Here is an 18,292-nt window from a genome sequence, read left to right as displayed (position 1 = left end):
GCCTATGTTTCGACACGTCAAACAGCTGCAATATACGGTTCGCGTCGCCGAACCCAACCCTGGCCTTGCCAACCTTTTACTGGAACAGTTTGGCGGGCCGCAGGGCGAACTGGCCGCAGCCTGCCGCTACTTTACGCAGGGGTTAAGCGATGACGATCCGGGCCGCAAGGATATGCTGATGGATATCGCGACCGAGGAGCTAAGCCATCTCGAAATCATCGGTACCCTTGTCGGCATGCTGAATAAAGGTGCCAAAGGCGCGCTGGCGGAAGGGGTGGAAAATGAGGCCGAGCTGTATCGCTCCATGACCGAAAACGGCAATGACAGCCACATCACTTCCCTGCTCTACGGCGGCGGTACCCCGCTCACCAACTCGGCGGGCGTGCCCTGGACGGCTGCCTACGTCGACACCATCGGCGAGCCGACGGCGGACCTGCGCTCAAACGTGGCAGCCGAGGCCAGAGCGAAAATCATCTATGAACGGCTGATCAACGTGACCGACGATCCCGGCGTTAAGGACGCGCTGGCGTTCCTGATGACGCGTGAGGCGGCGCATCAGCTCTCCTTTGAGAAGGCGCTGCAGTCCATCCGTAATAATTTCCCGCCGGGAAAACTGCCGCCAATCGAGGAATTCACCAACAAGTACTACAATATGTCTGAAGGTGGAGAGGTTCGCGGAAGCTGGAACAGCGATAAACATTTCGATTACGTTGAGTCCCCCCAGCCTGCGGTGGATGGCGGCGATGGCAGTGCCAGCGTAACGCTCACGACCGAACAGGCAACCCTGGTCAAGGCGATGTCTGCCCGCACTAAATCCGATCCACATTCCGATCCGCTGACCGGTGCCGAGCTGGGTGCCGGTAAGACTAAACCGTAATCGGTTTGCCGGGCAGCACTGAACTGCCCGGCAATTCGCGTGCCCCATCGTCTCAGAGGTACGGACCATGTTCGAACTCGATGCATTTCATCTGGCCAGAATTCAGTTCGCTTTTACCGTCTCGTTCCATATCCTGTTTCCCGCGATTACCATCGGTCTCGCCAGCTATCTGGTGGTGCTGGAGGGCATGTGGCTGCGCACCAAAAACGACGTCTGGCGATCGCTATACCATTTCTGGCTAAAGATATTTGCCGTTAACTTCGGCATGGGGGTCGTTTCCGGGCTGGTGATGGCTTACCAGTTTGGCACCAACTGGAGCGGGTTCTCCCAGTTCGCGGGCAGCATTACCGGCCCGCTTCTGACCTATGAGGTGTTAACCGCCTTCTTCCTGGAGGCCGGATTCCTCGGCGTCATGATGTTCGGCTGGAATAAGGTCGGCCCAGGCCTGCATTTCTTTTCGACCTGCATGGTGGCGCTCGGCACGCTGATGTCAACCTTCTGGATCCTCGCCTCAAACAGCTGGATGCACACGCCGCAGGGTTTCACTATCGAAAACGGGCAGGTGATCCCGCAGGACTGGCTGGCGATCGTCTTTAACCCCTCCTTCCCTTACCGTCTTATTCATATGGCTATCGCCGCGTTTCTGAGCAGCGCGCTGTTTGTCGGAGCATCGGGCGCATGGCATCTGCTGCGCGGTAACGATACGCCCGCCGTTCGCACCATGTTTTCGATGGCGATGTGGATGGCGCTGATCGTCGCGCCCATTCAGGCGGTGGTGGGCGATATGCACGGCCTGAACACGCTTGAGCATCAGCCGGCAAAAATTGCCGCCATTGAGGGGCACTGGGAAAATCCCCCCGGAGAGGCCACCCCGCTGCTGCTGTTTGGCCTGCCGGATATGGAGGAGGAGCGCACCAAATACGGACTGGAAATCCCCGCGCTCGGCAGCCTGATCCTGACGCACAGCCTGGACAAGCAGGTGCCCGCACTGAAAGACTTTCCGAAAGAGGATCGGCCAAATTCGACCATCGTTTTCTGGTCGTTCCGCGTGATGGTCGGGATGGGACTGCTGATGATTACCCTTGGTCTTATCAGCGTCTGGCTGCGCTATCGCCATCGACTTTACCACTCGCGCCCGTTCCAGTGGTTTGCCCTGTGCATGGGGCCTGCCGGACTGCTGGCGCTGCTCGCCGGCTGGGTGACCACCGAGGTGGGACGTCAGCCGTGGGTCGTCTATGGCTACCTGCGCACCATCGACGCGGTATCGCTGCACAGCACGCTGCAGATGAGCATCAGCCTGCTGGCCTTCTTTGTCGTCTACTCGTCCGTGTTTGGCGTGGGCTATGTTTATCTCATCCGGCTGATTAAGAAAGGGCCGCAGCCTGTCGATACGCTGACCTCAAACACTTCGGGCACGCCAGCCCGTCCGCTGTCTGCCGCTGAGTCTGTTCCGGAAGAGGAGAGAATCTGATGGGCGTCGATATCTCAGTTATCTGGTTTGCCATCATCGTCTTTGCCACGCTGATGTACATCATCATGGATGGCTTTGATTTGGGCATCGGCCTGCTGTTTAACTTCGTGGGCGATGCGAAAGAGCGCGATGTGATGGTCAACAGCGTAGCGCCCGTCTGGGACGGCAACGAGACCTGGCTGGTGCTCGGCGGCGCGGGTCTTTTCGGCGCGTTTCCGCTGGCCTATGCGGTCATTATTGATGCGCTGACGATCCCGCTCACCGCGATGCTGATCGGCCTCATCTTTCGCGGCGTCGCCTTTGAGTTCCGCTTCAAAGCCACGCCGTCGCACCGCAAATTCTGGGACTACTCCTTTGCAGGCGGCTCTCTGCTCGCCACCTTTAGTCAGGGCGTGGTGGTGGGTGCCGTGATCAACGGCTTTGACGTGGAGGGCCGACGTTTTGTCGGCTCGGCGCTGGACTGGCTCACCCCCTTCAACCTCTTCTGCGGCATCGGTCTGGTCGTCGCCTATACGCTGCTGGGGACCACCTGGCTCATTATGAAAAGCGAAGGCGCGCTGCAGGTCCGCATGCGCGAGCTGACCCGCCACGTGCTGCTGGCCCTGATGGTGGTAATCGCGGTAGTCAGCGTCTGGACGCCGCTCGGCTGGCAGTACGTCGCCGACCGCTGGTTTACCTTACCCAACTTCTTCTGGTTCCTGCCGGTTCCTCTGCTGGTCGGGATCTTCAGCGTGCTGATCTGGCGCCTCACCCGCAACCCGGCCAGCCACGCGCGCCCTTTCCTGCTGACGCTGGGGCTTATTTTCCTCGGGTTTAGCGGGCTGGGCATCAGCCTCTGGCCGAACATTATTCCGCCGCGCATCACCCTGTGGGAAGCCGCGGCACCGCCTGCCAGCCAGCTGTTTATGCTGGTAGGCACGTTGCTGATTATTCCGGTGATCCTGGTGTACACCGCCTGGAGCTACTACGTCTTCCGGGGCAAGGTTTCGGATACTGAAGGCTATCACTGAGGAACGCTATGACGGACTGGCATACACGGGCCATTATTTACCAGATTGATACCGCACTCTTCTATGATTTGAACGGCGATGGCTGCGGGGACATCGCCGGGATCGCGGCCAAGCTGCGCTACATTCGCCGGATGGGGGCGACGGTTATCTGGATCACCCCGTTTTATCTCACGCCCTTTCTCGATGAAGGCTATGACGTCAGCGACCATCTCCAGGTGGACCCCCGCTTCGGAAAGCTGGCCGATATCATCGCCCTTATCGAACAGGCCCGCGAGCTGGGCATGCAGGTGATTATCGAACTGCTGATCCAGCACACCTCCGACGCGCATCCCTGGTTCCAGCAGGCGCGACGCAACCCGACGTCACCCTACCGGGACTACTACCTCTGGTCAGATTCTGACGAGGACGATACGCCCCCCATGTTCCCCGGCGTGGAGAAGAGCATCTGGAGCTGGGACGATGAGGCGGGACAATACTACCGGCATATGTTCTATCGCCACGAACCGGATCTGAACCTCACCTCGCCCGCGGTGCTGAAAGAGATTGAGAACATCATCCTCTTCTGGCTCAAGCTGGGCGTGTCGGGATTCCGCCTCGACGCCGCCTCCCACCTCACCACGCAGGCGGGAAACGGTGATGAAAAAAAGGGGCTGTGGATCCTCGAGCATATGCGGCGTCTTATCGAAGAGCACAATCCGGAGGCGATCCTGCTGGGTGAGGTGGACGTCGAGGTGGAGGCCTATCAGGACTACTTCGGCAATAACGATCGCCTGAATCTGGTGCTCAATTTCTGGCTCAACAAGTATTTCTACGTCAGCCTGGCCCGAAAAAGCGCCCGCCCGCTGCGCAACGCGGTGAAAAAGATGATCGTCCCGCCTGACTCCTGCTGTTTTGCCAACTGGCTGCGCAATCACGACGAGCTGGATCTGGAAGGCATCAGCCAGAAAGACAAACAGTTTGTCCTCGATACCTTCGCCCCTGATGAGGAGATGAACGTCTATCAGCGCGGGATCCGCCGCCGCCTGGCGCCGATGCTCAATGGCGATCGGAAGCGGCTGGCGTTCTGTCACGCGGTGCTGTTTTCCCTGCCGGGTGTTCCGGTGATGCGCTACGGCGACGAGATCGGCATGGGGGATGACCTCGATCTGGAGGAGCGCTACGCCGTCCGCACCCCCATGCAATGGGCGGGATCGCAAGGCGGCGGTTTTTCGGCGGCCGACCCGGAAAAATTTATCGCGCCGATTATCGACCACGGCCCCTATCGCTATCAGAAAATCAACGTCGCCGATTCGCTGCTCCACCGCAACTCGCTTCTGCACCGGATCATTGATATCGCCAATACCCGCTCGGAGTTCCCCGAAATCGCCGTTGCACCCTTTCGGCTCCTCACGGTCGATAGTGATGCGGTGCTGGGGATCTATTACGAAACCGAAGAACGCAGCATCCTGACCTTTGTTAACTTCAGCGACCAGTCGGTACGGTTCACCGTCAAGGGGATCCGCAACGCCACCTGGACCGCCTGTCTCGCGGACAAACGCTACGATGACGCGTTGGTTTGCGGTAAAACCGTTGAGCTCAGCCTTGGCGGCTACGGCTATCGCTGGTTCTGGACGCACCGCAGCGCGCTGCGCTGATTATGGTTTCCGGCGGGTTAGCAAACGCGTTAATACAATCCCCGCCACCGCCAGCCCGCCTAACGCCACTTTGCCCGGCATCCCGGAGCTCACGGACGTCGCGCGGGTTTTCGCTTCGTCAGTGAAACGGCCATGGATTTTGTGCAGGTCGTTAACCGGCTGGTCAAGATAGTCCCGCCGCTCCGGCGCGTTCAGATCGTCGGTCATCTGGCCTTCCCAGGCTTTCTTCACCATCAGCCGGTCCAGAAAGCCCGGGAAGAGGAACTGCCCGACAATCGACTGAATGGTGCTGCTGCCAACCCACAGCTCGCGCACCGGCTTTTGCGCCACCCTGAAGATGGCGCTGGCGGCGACTTCAGGCTCGAAAACCGGCGGCACCGGGCGCATGGCCCAGGCGAACTTGTTCCTTGCCCATTCAAACTGCGGTGTGTTAAGCCCCGGCATCTGCACCATCGAAAGCTGAACCCGGCAGTTCTCATGCATCAGCTCGGTACGCACCGCATCGGTAAACCCGCGGATCGCCGCTTTGGCCCCGCAGTAGGCGGACTGCAGGGGAATGGAACGGTAGGCCAGCGCGGACCCAACCTGGATAATCACGCCCCTGTCGCGCGGAACCATAAGCTCCAGCGCCGCGCGGGTACCGTTCACGTAGCCGAGGTAGGTCACCTCAGTCACGCGCCGAAACTCGTCCGGCGTAAGGGTGCGAAACGGCGCCAGCACGGCCCCCATGGCATTATTTACCCAGACATCAATCGCGCCGAGGCGATACTCAATCTCGTTAGCCGCATCCACCACAGCCTGGCTGTCGGCGACGTCCGCCTGGACGGCGTGGGCATTAACGCCGAAGCGGCGCAACTCTTCCTGGGTAGAATGCAGGCTTGCTTCATCGCGGGCGATGAGGCCGACATCGTAACCTGCTTTCGCAAAGTGCAGCGCCGTGGCTTTTCCCACGCCCGCCGTCCCGCCGGTAATCACTATGACAGCCATAGAACCTCCACGTGAGTTTATCCGTTATGCCCGTCCGACAAGGCTGTCACCAGCTCGGCCAGCGAAAAATGCACCGCTTTTTCCACTACGTCCTGACAGTCTCCGGAAAACAGTACGGTGCGGGTTTGCGTCTCGCCGCGGATGTTCCACGCAAAGCAGACCGTCCCCGCCGCCGTGCCGTCGTCGCCCCCTTCCGGGCCTGCGTATCCGCTAATGGCGATGCTGATATCCGCCTGGGCGATGTCGCGGATGCTGGCGGCCATCTCGGTCACCGTCTGCTCACTGACGGCGGTATAGCGCGCGAGCGTCTCAGGATGCACGCCGAGGATCCGCGCTTTGGCTTCGTCGCTGAATACGACCAGGCCAACATCATAAAAATCGGCCGTGTTCTCTTCGGCACAGAGAGCTACCGAGAGCTTTCCCCCGGTACAGGATTCTGCCGTGGTTAAGCGAAGCCCGAGATCGGTTAATTTGCTCGCCAGTTTTTTCGTCAGTTCACCCACGGTATAATTGTTGTCGTGAAAAAGATTGCTCATCTTTTCGCCTCTTATTACTCGAAAGGAATGATTGAAATATGCCCATTGCGTTCAAGTATGGCATATTTAATTTCACTCATTTGCGTGATGCCATTATTCTGGCGCGCCGAAACCAGAATATCCTCACACGACACGTCGACTTTTTTAATTTTATCTGCTAAAGGCACGCCGTTCTCAACCAAAATGACGGGAGTGCCGTCCAGAATATTCTCCACCGGGGAAAAATATTTCTTCAGCAGGCCAAATATAATATCCACTACCACCAGGGTGGTAATCGTAATCATCGCACCGGTGACGGAAAAATCTTGTCCGAGAAGCGCCTGTTGAGTCGCTTCACTAATTATCAGGAGCAGAATGAGATCGAAGCTGGTCATCTGCAGCAGCGCGCGCCGCCCGGCCACTTTAAATACCACCACGAGAAACAGATAAATCGCCAGCGCACGAAAGACCATATCCATATCAGCCTCCTAGGGGTAAATAAATTGCCAGAGGGTTATCTCCGGCTCGCTGTTTACACGGAGGGTCGTGTTCCATTTACCGGCTCTCGAAGGCGTGGTGAAAAGTAACACTGAAAAGCGGTCTGACTTTTTCAGGTTGTTATAGACAAAATAGAGGGTCTTACCACGGCTGAACATGCTGTCAGGCTGCGGCCAGACGCTGCCGGGTTCGTAAACATCGCTGCTCTCGCTGGTCATGCTGAGAACATACTTTCCCTCTGTTTGCACCGGGAACGCCAGCTCCATTCGCGTCTCCGTCTCCCGTCGGCCAAACCGTTCATAGCTTATGGTCAGTGATTTAGCGGAATTGGTTTTGACCGTATCGCTGACCCACCCGCTTGAAAACAGACCGGCAATCGCCGCGATGATTATAGCCAGCAGAACAATAAAACCTACCTGACGAAACGCGTATTCAAACGTCAGCAAGCGATAACTCTCATCTATCCCGGGCAACTTTTCATTTTCACGCTTCATAGTCATCGTCACCGTTTCGCTTATTATCCGATAAGTTTGATTTCTCACGCGAATGTTTTTAGGACTTATCACATTTGCCACATAAAGGAATAGCAACAATACTTAATAAGTCAAGACACGCAAAATGAAGGATATCGGATGAAATTATCACTTATTTCCGCTTTATTGATATTTCTGGTTCCAGCCGCATGGGCTGATAATAACGGCGGGTTACAAAAGGGCGAAGCCCCGCCGCCACCGCATGCGCTGGATAGCGGATATCGCGGAACCGACGACGCGCGTATTATGACCATCGATCAGGCCAAACAAATGCACGACGGTGCGACAATTTCATTGCGCGGTAATCTTATTGACGGTAGCGGCGATAAGTTTGTATTTCAGGATAAAACCGGAAAAATCGACGTTATTATTCCCCAGGCAGTCTTTGACGGCAGAACGGTAAAACCCGACCAGATGATCAGTATCAACGGTTCGCTTGATAAAAAATCATCCCCTGCCGTCGTCCGTGTCGATCGTTTGCAGAAATAATTCAGCGAAGCGTTAACGCTGCAGTTATCCATCAAATCTCACCCCTTGGCTTAAGGAGTCAGCTATGAGTGATACCAAACAACGTACGAACGCTTACCCGCAGCCCCCGTTCCCGGAACAGCCACAAACGCCACCGGGACTGGCATCCGAAATGCAGCCTGTACCCGACCACGGGGAAACCAGCTATAAAGGGCACGGCCGCCTGGCGGGCAAAAAAGCCCTGATCACCGGCGGTGACTCGGGTATTGGTCGCGCAGTGGCCATCGCCTATGCCCGTGAAGGCGCGGACGTGGCCATTAACTACCTGCCTGAAGAGGAAAAAGACGCCGCTGAGGTCATCGACCTGATCAAAGCCGAAGGGCGGAACGCCGTCGCGCTGCCGGGGGACGTCCGGGACGAAACCTTCTGCCAGAATCTGGTCGAAGAAGCCGTCTCGAAGCTGGGCGGGCTGGATATTTTGATCAACAACGCCGGTCGCCAGCAGTTCCGTGAATCGCTTGAAGAACTGACCACCGAAGATTTTGACGCGACGTTTAAAACCAACGTGTACGCGCCTTTCTGGATCACGAAGGCGGCTCTGCGCCACCTGAAAGCCTCGTCCGTTATCATTAATACCTCCTCCGTTCAGGCGGTGAAGCCCAGCCCGGTGCTGCTGGACTACGCCCAGACGAAGGCCTGTCTGGCGGTATTTACCAAATCCTTAGCCAAGCAGCTGGGTCCGAAAGGCATTCGCGTCAACGCGGTCGCGCCCGGTCCCTACTGGACGGTACTGCAGTCCAGCGGCGGCCAGCCGATGGAAAAAGTGAAGGAGTTTGGCGGAGATACGCCGCTGGGACGTCCGGGTCAGCCCGTCGAGATTGCCCCGCTGTACGTCACGCTGGCCTCGGATGAATGTTCATTTACGTCCGGCCAGGTGTGGTGTTCTGACGGCGGAGACGGTGTGATCTAACCGCTTAACCCTTACCCTCAGCAATGAGCAATAAATGAACAAGGACGTTCGCTCTTATTCCCCTGCCGAAAAACATGTTGTAACTCAAACAGATCAAATGTTAAAAATATTTTGCTATCAGGTTATCAAAATTAAACAACTTAACTTGTCACCCGCATCGCTCTGTTTTTAACATCGCCTATGGAAAAAAATGGTCTGTTCAGTCAGCGCATACGCTTGCGCCATTTGCATACATTTGTGGCCGTCGCTCAACAGGGAACGCTGGGGCGTGCGGCTGAAACTCTCAACCTGAGCCAGCCTGCGCTCTCGAAAACCCTCAACGAGCTCGAACAGCTGACCGGCGCCCGTCTTTTTGACCGCGGTCGGCTGGGGGCGCAGCTTACCATCGTGGGCGAACAGTTCCTCACGCACGCCGTTAAGGTGCTGGATGCGCTCAATACCGCAGGCCAGTCCCTGCACCGAAAAGAAGAGCAATCCAGCGAGGTGGTGCGCGTAGGCGCCTTGCCCACCGCGGCGCTCGGCATTCTTCCGCCGGTGATTGGCCAGTTCCACAAGCAGCAGCGGCATACCACAATTCAGGTTGCCACCATGAATAACACCATGCTGCTCGCGGGGCTGAAATCGGGTGAGCTGGATATCGGTATCGGCCGCATGTCCGACCCCGAGCTGATGGGCGGCCTCAATTATGAACTGTTGTTCCTGGAGTCCCTGAAGCTGGTGGTTCGTCCCGATCACCCTCTGCTGCAGGACACGGTGACGTTAAGCCGCGTGATGGAGTGGCCGGTGGTGGTGTGTCCGAAAGGGACCGTCCCGCGCCAGACCGCCGAAACCTTGCTGCAAATGCAGGGGTGTACGCTGCCCTCAGGGTGCATCGAAACGCTGTCGGCCTCGCTTTCACGCCAGCTCACGCTCGATTATGACTACGTGTGGTTCGTCCCCTCCGGGGCGGTAAAAGATGATTTGCGCCAGGGCACGCTGACCGCACTCCCGGTAACGGCCCCCGGCGCCGGGGAGCCGATTGGTATTTTGACCCGGGTAGACACCCCGCTTTCCACGGGCGCGCAGACGCTTCTGAGCGCCATCCGTAAATCGATGCCGGTATAACACCTTTTCACCCCTCACCCTAACCCTCTCCCCTCAGGGGCGAGGGGGCTATCCTGTGCGTTAATCAAATAATGCGGAATAAATCATTAACAATTGCGTAAAACAATTTAACAGTTTTATCATAGCGGTGAATTCACCAAATGGTTCACAAATTATTTGATATAAACGAATTCACCTGTATCAATCATCATTCCCACCGCATTTATTACCCAACTGGTACATACCCGACACGGCGGGGGGAGCTAAGGAGAGAGAAATGGCATTTGGCAGCGCGCCGCGCGGGATACCTCGTATTCTGCAGTGGCTTCTTGCCGGACTGATGATGCTCATCGGTCTGGCCGTCGGCGGGTTGGGCTTTAAGCTCGCCACCGTGGGCGGAAGTAGTTACTTCCTGATCATGGGCGTGGTAATGGTGATTGCCGCGATCCTGATATTCCTTAACCGCACCAGCGGGATCGTGCTTTACGGCATCGCGTTTATTGCCTCGCTGTTCTGGGCGGTAAGCGATGCGGGCTGGGATTTCTGGCCGCTCTTCTCCCGCCTGTTTACCTTTGCCGTACTGGCGTTCCTGTGCGCCATCGTCTGGCCCTTCCTGCGCACGGCAAACCACACTGCACCGAACAAGGCGCCCGCTTTTGGCGTCGCGGCGCTGCTCGCGGTGGCCATGCTGGTCAGCCTGGGCTGGATGTTTAAGCCGCAAACCCTCGTGGCAGCGAACGAACCCGTTCCGGTGAAACCCGTCGCACCCGGTGAGCAGCAAAAAAACTGGGAACACTGGGGCAACACCACGCACGGCGACCGTTTCGCCGCGCTGGATCAGATTAACAAGCAAAACGTCAGCGACCTGAAAGTCGCGTGGGTTGCGCACACCGGCGATATTCCGCAGAGCAACGGCTCGGGCGCGGAAGATCAGAACACGCCTCTGCAGATTGGCGACACGCTGTATGTCTGTACGCCGTACAGTAAAGTGCTGGCGCTTGACGTGGATTCCGGTAAAGAAAAATGGCGTTATGATTCCAAAGCCACCGCGCCTAACTGGCAGCGCTGCCGCGGTCTGGGCTATTTTGAAGATCATGCAAACGTGACGGCGTCACAGACCGGGACGCAGCCAGCGGCATGCCCTCGCCGCCTGTTCCTGCCCACCACCGATGCCCGCCTGATTGCCATCAACGCGGATAATGGCAAGGTCTGCGACGACTTTGGCGACCATGGTACGGTGGATCTGAGCGTTGGCATGGGCGAGATTAAGCCCGGATATTATCAGCAAACCTCCACGCCGCTGGTTGCCGGGAACGTTGTTGTCGTCGGCGGTCGCGTCGCGGATAACTACTCTACCGGCGAACCGCCGGGCGTGGTGCGCGCCTACGACGTTCACACCGGTAAGCTGGCGTGGGCGTGGGATCCGGGTAACCCGAACCTGACCGGCCTGCCGCCGGAAGGCCAGACCTACACCCGCGGTACGCCGAACGTCTGGTCTGCGATGTCTTACGACGCCAAACTGAACCTGATCTACCTGCCTACCGGCAACGCCACGCCAGACTTCTGGGCGGGTGAGCGTACCGCGCTGGACGATAAGTACAGTTCCTCCATCGTCGCCGTCGACGCGGCCACCGGTCAGGTTCGCTGGCATTTCCAGACCACCCACCACGACCTGTGGGACTTCGATCTGCCTTCCCAGCCGCTGCTGTACGATCTGCCAGACGGTAAAGGCGGCACCACGCCTGTACTGGTGCAGACCAGCAAGCAGGGCATGATCTTCATGCTTAACCGCGAAACCGGCAAGCCGGTGGCGAAGGTGGAAGAACGTCCCGTTCCGGCGGGTAACGTTGAAGGTGAACGCTACTCCCCGACCCAGCCGTACTCCGTAGGCATGCCGATGATTGGCAACCAGACGCTCACCGAGTCCGACATGTGGGGGGCGACGCCTGTTGACCTGCTGCTGTGCCGCATTCAGTTTAAAGAGATGCGTCATCAGGGCGTCTTCACCCCACCGGGTCTCGACCGTTCCCTGCAGTTCCCTGGCTCTCTCGGCGGGATGAACTGGGGCAGCGTCTCCGTTGACCCGAACAACAGCCTGATGTTCGTCAACGATATGCGCCTGGGTCTGGCAAACTATATGGTGCCGCGCGCGAACGTGGCGAAAAACGCCAGTGGCATCGAGATGGGGATTGTTCCAATGGACGGCACGCCGTTCGGCGCGATGCGTGAACGCTTCCTGTCACCGCTGGGCATTCCGTGCCAGAAGCCGCCGTTTGGCACCATGTCAGCCGTTGACCTGAAAACCGGCAAGCTGGTGTGGCAGGTCCCTGTCGGCACGGTGGAAGATACCGGTCCACTGGGCATTCGCATGCACATGCCAATCCCAATCGGTATGCCGACCCTGGGCGCGTCGCTCTCTACCCAGTCCGGCCTGCTGTTCTTCGCCGGCACCCAGGATTTCTACCTGCGCGCGTTTGATACCGCCACCGGGAAAGAGATCTGGAAAGACCGCCTGCCTGTCGGCAGCCAGTCCGGCCCGATGACCTACGTGTCGCCGAAAACCGGTAAGCAGTACATCATCATTAACGCCGGTGGCGCCCGCCAGTCACCGGATCGCGGTGATTACGTTATCGCGTACGCGTTACCCGATAAGAAATAAGATGAGAAAAAGGGACCGAAAGGTCCCTTTTTTGTAGGTCAGATTTTGTAGGTCGGGTAAGCGAAGCGCCACCCGACGCAACACGCCACTCAGAACGTCTCCCAGTTATCTCCGTTATCTGCAACCGCCGGACGTAGTGCAGCCGGTTTTACTGCCGCAGAACTCTGCGGTTGAGTACGCCCCTGAGTCTTACCGCTCAACCGAAACGCGCCAACCGCCTCGGTCAGACGCGCGCCCTGTTCTTCCAGAGACGCCGCCGCCGCGGAGGCTTCTTCTACCAGCGAGGCGTTCTGCTGGGTCACTTTATCCATCTCAGAAATCGCCTGACTCACCTGCACAATACCGCGGCTCTGCTCATCGGACGCCGCCGCGATCTCCAGCATAATGTCGGTAACGCGTTTCACCGCGTCGACGATCTCATTCATGGTGTTACCGGCGGCAACAACCTCGCCGGAGCCCTGGTCGATCAGCGATACCGATTCGTTGATCAGGCTTTCGATCTCTTTTGCGGCATTCGCACTGCGGCTTGCCAGGGTGCGCACTTCGCTTGCCACCACGGCAAATCCGCGCCCCTGTTCACCCGCACGGGCCGCTTCTACCGCCGCGTTGAGCGCCAGGATATTGGTCTGGAAGGCGATGCTGTTAATCACGGCGGTGATTTCAGAGATCTTCTTCGAGCTGCTGGAGATATTGCCCATAGTTTTCACCACGCCGGAGACCATCTGGCCCCCTCGGCTGGCTTTACCGGAGGCATCTTCCGCCAGCTTGCTGGCATGATGGGCGTTATCGGCGTTCTGCTTCACCGTCGCGGTCAGCTGTTCCATGCTTGCGGCGGTTTGCTCGATGGCGGCAGCCTGCTGCTCGGTGCGGGAAGAGAGATCGGTGTTACCGGCAGAAATTTCGCTAGTGCCACGGTAGATTTCCTCTGCCCCCTGACGTACGGTGCCCACGGTGGTTTCAAGCGAGTGCTGCATGGTTTGCAGATCGCGCGTCAGGCGACCAATTTCGCTGCGCCCCGCCACGTCGTCCGGCATCGTCAGGTCGCCCTTAGCGATATTCTCGATACGTTTCGCTGCACGCTGCAGCGGATTGATTACCGTGCGGCGCAGCACGACAAAGGTCATCGCCGTCAGCACCAGCGCCAGGGCAAACGCGCCTACCATAAACATCAGGCCCAGCTGCGTGCGGCTATGCGCCTGCGCCGTCAGCGCATTGGCACGGTCGGTACGGATCTTAATCGCCTTCAGCAGCACGGCGTTATAGGCGTCATCCAGCGGGCGCGCCGTTTCGTTTTCATGGTTGATAATGGCTTCGAACATGCCGTTTTTGGCGAATTTCACCATCGGCTGCATGCCTGCGATATAGGCGTCGTAACGCGCCTTGAGATCCGCATCCAGCGCTGCGCCCTCGGCGGTGCGCACGGCGCGATTCATGTAGGCGGTAAAGCTCTCCTGAGACTGCTTAATGCGCGTTTCCGCCTCGCTGATGTTCTGCTTCATGGCGTCCATCTCCGCGATACGGCTTGCCGCACCGGCGTGGATCAGATTGATACGCGCGGTTCGCAGATGGTTTGAACTGTTCGACAGCCCCATACGCACCTGAATTTCGGATGTGACATCTTGCTGATCGCGATCGGCCTGCAGCAGGAAATAGCCCGCAAGACCCGAGCTCAAGGCAAACAGAAGAATAATGCCACCGAGAATGGAGGAAAACAGCGGAACCAGCCTGATGTGATGCAAGAAGCCCAGCTTGCGCTGCGCCAGCATCGAAGTAGTGTTGTCCATGACCGTCGACTCTCTTGTAGGTAAGATGCGTAAAAACACGCCTGTTAAATAGTCATCGGCACGGCAGGGATTTAGATTACGGCTAAAAACGCCGCACTGGTCACACTTTAGAGAAGATTATTAAAGAAATGCCAGCGGCGAAAAACCGCTGGCAGAAGAGTTACTTGTCGCCGAAATGGATAACGGTACGGATGGATTTTCCTTCGTGCATCAGATCGAACGCCTCGTTGATCTGCTCCAGCGGTAAACGGTGGGTGATGAACGGGTCGAGCTGGATCTTGCCGACCATCGCATCTTCAACCATACCCGGAAGCTGGGTACGGCCCTTCACGCCGCCAAACGCGGAACCGCGCCACACGCGCCCGGTCACCAGCTGGAATGGACGGGTTTTAATCTCCTGACCCGCACCGGCCACGCCAATGATAATGCTCTCGCCCCAGCCTTTGTGGCAGCACTCCAGCGCGGAACGCATCACGTTGACGTTGCCGATACACTCGAAGCTGAAGTCCACGCCGCCGTCGGTCATCTCAACGATGACGTCCTGAATCGGCTTCTCGTGATCTTTCGGGTTCACGAAATCGGTCGCGCCCATCTCACCCGCCAGCCTGAATTTCTCCGGGTTGGTGTCGACAGCGATGATACGCCCGGCCTTCGCCTGCACCGCGCCCTGAATCACCGCCAGACCAATGCCGCCGAGACCGAACACCGCCACGGTATCGCCTTCTTTAACTTTTGCCGTGTTGTGCACCGCGCCAATACCGGTGGTTACGCCGCAGCCCAGCAGGCAGACTTTGTCCAGCGGCGCCTGCGGGTTCACCTTCGCCAGCGAGATCTCCGCGCAAACGGTGTATTCGCTGAAGGTGCTGGTGCCCATGTAGTGATAAACCGGCTCACCGTTATAGGAGAAACGTGTAGTGCCGTCCGGCATCAGCCCTTTCCCCTGCGTGGCGCGAACAGCCTGGCAGAGGTTGGTTTTACCGGATTTACAGAACTTACACTCGCCGCACTCCGCGGTGTAAAGCGGGATCACGTGATCGCCAGGCTTCAGGCTGGTAACGCCCTCGCCCACTTCCACCACAATCCCGCCGCCTTCATGACCCAGCACCGCCGGGAAGACGCCTTCAGGATCGTCACCGGAGAGCGTAAACGCATCGGTATGGCACACGCCGGTATGGGTGATTTTGATCAGCACTTCGCCTTTCTTCGGCGGTGCCACGTCGATTTCAACGATTTTAAGCGGCTGGCCGGGACCGAATGCAACTGCAGCGCGAGATTTCATATGCCTTCCCTTTTTTGTCAGGTATGTGGATTTATTTTAGATAAGAGCGCAGTAAATGGCCGACTTCCGCCATGCGTACGGCTCGCTGATCCGGCGTGGTGTCCCCCGCTACCAGCTCATCTTTGAGGTGAATTTCAACCATTTCGCCCATCAGGCCATTGGCAGCCCCGCGCACGGCGGCAATTTGCTGCAGGATGGCCAGGCAGGGGTCGCCCGATTCCAGCGCGCGTTCAAGGGCATCAACCTGGCCCCGAATGCGACGGACGCGGGTAAGAATACGTTTTTTATCTTCGGGTGAATGCGGCATACGCCCTCCTGATACTATAGGGGGGTATGGTATATTTTAAAACGACCTTATGTAAACCTTAAGTTTCATATGGCTATCACGCAGTTACACAGTCGCTTATCAATGTATGCATCTACATGGCGGCCATACATACTGATTCCTGAGGCTATCCCGGTAATGTTAATGTTTGAGTATTGGCAGTGGTTAACTATTGAGATTGGCTCTTACACTGCCTCTAAGAACATGATAAACTAAGAATTCTTAATTTTATGGCTCGAGAAATAAACGTGCTCTTCAATACTGCGTCTCTCACTACAATTAATTATTCAAAAAAAATAAAATCTTCACTCTTGGATTTCATTTTTATTGTTCTTTTTTTTATAATAGCCATAGCAGGCATTAGAAATTCAATACCATTGCCGAACTATTTATACATAATAATACACTATATCTGGCTTGCAAGCCCTTTACCTTTAGCCTATATTTCACTTCGGCTATTAAGAATACCATCATTAATTTCAGCTTTTGCTGTCTTTATGATTTTCAAATTGCTAGAATATATAAGCAACACTAAGTTATCCCTCACGGGCGAGGTTCTGTCCTGGAATGACTTATTTTCTCACTCAAATATATCCATTGCAAAACATTACCTTACACCCTGGTCACTGTTTTATCTATTTCTCGGGATATCATTCTGTATATTTTTGTTCTTTATTAGCCGATTTTTTTACACAACGAAGAAAAACCAATTATTTCTTGCTATTAGCTTTGCCATAACATTACCCTTTTCATTTTATTCCCACTTTAGCGCTCTCTTAGGAGAAGATAATATCTTCGCCAGAAAAATGACATTGATCGCTATTAAAATGAATGTGAGCTATATATCGTGGAATTGGCCTGTAAACTTACAGGAAAACGGCATGGCAATGCATATTTTGATGACAGGCTCACGTAAATCTGCACCATTTGCTGATAAGACTAGCAAAGAGATTTACTCTCTTGAAAAGTCAGCTGGTAGTTCATCATCACCAAAACCTAAAACTATTATTTATGTGCTCTGCGAGTCATGCTGGTATGACAATGAAAACTTTAAAGAAATTATCAATCCTTTATTAAAGGAAGGCTTTGTAACTTTCCGTGCAACCTCTCCAGTTTATGGCGGAGGCACTGCAAATGTTGAATTTGAAATGCTAACCGGGCTACCAAGCAACTCACGCGTTTTATCTGGCACAATTTATCAAGAATATGCCTCGCAGTTCAAATCGGATTCAGACACTATTGCAAGCGTTTTAAAAGAGAAAAACTTCATCACTTATGCGGCACATAATTATATAAAAGAATTTTGGCATAGAGATATTGTTTATAAAAAATTTGGTTTCGAACAATTTGACGGCCTCAATGAAATGTCTAATATAAAGCTACCCGATCAAATTGTCGCAACCAAAAAGAAATGGCAGTGGCAACCTGATGATTATCTTCTTTATAGGTCAGCAATTGAACGTCTAAAAAAAGCTGACGGAAAAAGTATTTTCATGAATTTAATTACTATGTCTACGCATGGCCCATACCCTAGAGAGAATGATTCAGGGGAGTATGTATATACCTATGAATTAAAACAGGCTATTGACCGGTTCATTGATTTTTCCAAAGAAGTACGAGAAATAGATCCTAATGCTGTGATAGTTATTTATGGTGATCATAAGCCCGCCTTAAATAAATTTTTTATGGACAAGAATGTCTTACCTGCTAATCTTTTCAGCAAAACAGGCGATCTCGACAACGACTTCGTATTTAAATGGGATATAAAACCGACTGATTATGGTGATGTTCCTGTGTTTATCACTGCAGGCAACAATACTAATTTACAACAACTAGTTAATGAAGCAAATAACCAGCCTTACTTTTGCGTTTCATCTCTTATAGATAAACACTTAATTAACTCTGGTCTACCAAGCTTCAGATACAATATTAAAAATGATTGTTCCAATACAGGTCACTCATATGAAAGAAAAATCAATGCAATGCCTTCATGGGTATATTCCATGGCGTTGTTCGAAGGTAATGAAAAATGAGATTTCAGATTGTATTGGACAATGTTCGACATGTCATAAGAAGATTAGCTTCTTATAATCTGCCCCGGCAGCAGTTATCGTGATGGCGTAACTGATAATTCTAAAGGTGAAAATATGACAGACAGCGCATGTTACTATATTCATCACCTTCAGAAACGGCCACCGG

The 18,292-nt window shown here is 55.3% G+C and carries 16 protein-coding genes; 9 read left to right on the top strand and 7 right to left on the bottom strand.

Annotated elements, in window-relative coordinates:
- Positions 1 to 4 precede the first annotated feature (4 nt).
- The 4 genes from V1587_RS13330 to V1587_RS13315 all read left to right on the top strand — a co-directional run bounded on the left by V1587_RS13330 (position 5) and on the right by V1587_RS13315 (position 4,992).
- A complete protein-coding gene (locus V1587_RS13330) occupies positions 5 to 877 on the top strand; it encodes a manganese catalase family protein (protein WP_008502274.1) in 873 nt (290 codons plus the stop codon).
- A 67-nt stretch (positions 878 to 944) separates the two neighbouring features.
- On the top strand, positions 945 to 2,348 hold the full coding sequence (locus tag V1587_RS13325) for a cytochrome ubiquinol oxidase subunit I (RefSeq protein ID WP_371898052.1): 1,404 nt from the start codon (positions 945 to 947) through the stop codon (positions 2,346 to 2,348).
- Positions 2,348 to 3,358, top strand: a complete 1,011-nt coding sequence (cydB, locus tag V1587_RS13320; protein ID WP_213374098.1) for a cytochrome d ubiquinol oxidase subunit II — start codon at positions 2,348 to 2,350, stop codon at positions 3,356 to 3,358. Before V1587_RS13325 ends, cydB begins: the two co-directional genes overlap by 1 nt.
- A gap of 8 nt (positions 3,359 to 3,366) precedes the next feature.
- Entirely contained in the window at positions 3,367 to 4,992 is a 1,626-nt protein-coding gene (locus V1587_RS13315; RefSeq protein WP_371898051.1) for an alpha-amylase family protein, read from the top strand.
- On the opposite strand, the gene V1587_RS13310 is transcribed toward V1587_RS13315, so the two are convergent.
- From V1587_RS13310 to V1587_RS13295, 4 genes are read right to left on the bottom strand one after another with little or no spacing between them, the layout of a single operon-like run.
- Complete coding sequence (locus V1587_RS13310; RefSeq protein WP_395314369.1) at positions 4,993 to 5,979, bottom strand: SDR family oxidoreductase; 987 nt, start codon at positions 5,977 to 5,979, stop codon at positions 4,993 to 4,995.
- Between the two features lie 17 nt (positions 5,980 to 5,996).
- Positions 5,997 to 6,515 (bottom strand): 2-oxo-tetronate isomerase, encoded by a 519-nt coding sequence (locus V1587_RS13305; protein WP_371898049.1) that lies wholly within the window; start codon positions 6,513 to 6,515, stop codon positions 5,997 to 5,999.
- 14 nt (positions 6,516 to 6,529) lie between these two features.
- Complete coding sequence (locus V1587_RS13300; RefSeq protein ID WP_371898048.1) at positions 6,530 to 6,973, bottom strand: DUF421 domain-containing protein; 444 nt, start codon at positions 6,971 to 6,973, stop codon at positions 6,530 to 6,532.
- A gap of 9 nt (positions 6,974 to 6,982) precedes the next feature.
- Entirely contained in the window at positions 6,983 to 7,486 is a 504-nt protein-coding gene (locus V1587_RS13295) for a hypothetical protein (RefSeq protein WP_371898047.1), read from the bottom strand.
- A gap of 138 nt (positions 7,487 to 7,624) precedes the next feature.
- On the opposite strand from V1587_RS13295, the gene V1587_RS13290 reads away from it, so the two are divergent.
- From V1587_RS13290 to V1587_RS13275, 4 genes are all read left to right on the top strand, one after another.
- On the top strand, positions 7,625 to 8,014 hold the full coding sequence (locus V1587_RS13290) for a YdeI family stress tolerance OB fold protein (RefSeq protein ID WP_063142825.1): 390 nt from the start codon (positions 7,625 to 7,627) through the stop codon (positions 8,012 to 8,014).
- Between the two features lie 64 nt (positions 8,015 to 8,078).
- On the top strand, positions 8,079 to 8,963 hold the full coding sequence (locus V1587_RS13285) for an SDR family oxidoreductase (protein WP_045910502.1): 885 nt from the start codon (positions 8,079 to 8,081) through the stop codon (positions 8,961 to 8,963).
- A gap of 180 nt (positions 8,964 to 9,143) precedes the next feature.
- Positions 9,144 to 10,067 carry a LysR substrate-binding domain-containing protein gene (locus V1587_RS13280; protein ID WP_371898046.1) on the top strand — a complete coding sequence of 308 codons (924 nt, stop codon included), beginning with the start codon at positions 9,144 to 9,146 and terminating at the stop codon, positions 10,065 to 10,067.
- A 256-nt stretch (positions 10,068 to 10,323) separates the two neighbouring features.
- Positions 10,324 to 12,705, top strand: a complete 2,382-nt coding sequence (locus V1587_RS13275) for a glucose/quinate/shikimate family membrane-bound PQQ-dependent dehydrogenase (RefSeq protein ID WP_371898045.1) — start codon at positions 10,324 to 10,326, stop codon at positions 12,703 to 12,705.
- Positions 12,706 to 12,794: 89 nt separating this feature from the next.
- Here V1587_RS13275 and V1587_RS13270 read toward each other — a convergent pair whose 3' ends face one another.
- The 3 genes from V1587_RS13270 to V1587_RS13260 all read right to left on the bottom strand — a co-directional run bounded on the left by V1587_RS13270 (position 12,795) and on the right by V1587_RS13260 (position 16,075).
- Complete coding sequence (locus V1587_RS13270; RefSeq protein ID WP_371898044.1) at positions 12,795 to 14,489, bottom strand: methyl-accepting chemotaxis protein; 1,695 nt, start codon at positions 14,487 to 14,489, stop codon at positions 12,795 to 12,797.
- A 160-nt stretch (positions 14,490 to 14,649) separates the two neighbouring features.
- The gene (locus V1587_RS13265; RefSeq protein ID WP_021242543.1) at positions 14,650 to 15,768 is read right to left on the bottom strand and encodes an S-(hydroxymethyl)glutathione dehydrogenase/class III alcohol dehydrogenase; all 1,119 of its coding nucleotides are present in this window, start codon (positions 15,766 to 15,768) and stop codon (positions 14,650 to 14,652) included.
- Positions 15,769 to 15,799: 31 nt separating this feature from the next.
- Complete coding sequence (locus tag V1587_RS13260) at positions 15,800 to 16,075, bottom strand: metal/formaldehyde-sensitive transcriptional repressor (RefSeq protein ID WP_008502288.1); 276 nt, start codon at positions 16,073 to 16,075, stop codon at positions 15,800 to 15,802.
- A gap of 899 nt (positions 16,076 to 16,974) precedes the next feature.
- Here V1587_RS13260 and V1587_RS13255 point away from each other — a divergent pair.
- A complete protein-coding gene (locus V1587_RS13255; RefSeq protein WP_371898043.1) occupies positions 16,975 to 18,126 on the top strand; it encodes an LTA synthase family protein in 1,152 nt (383 codons plus the stop codon).
- Positions 18,127 to 18,292 lie beyond the last annotated feature (166 nt).

It is taken from the genome of Enterobacter sp. ECC-249 (assembly GCF_043965265.1).
Classification (GTDB): Bacteria; Pseudomonadota; Gammaproteobacteria; order Enterobacterales; family Enterobacteriaceae; genus Enterobacter; species Enterobacter quasiroggenkampii.
Note: the sequence above shows the minus strand (reverse complement) of the source record. Positions and strands in the feature narration are given on the sequence as shown.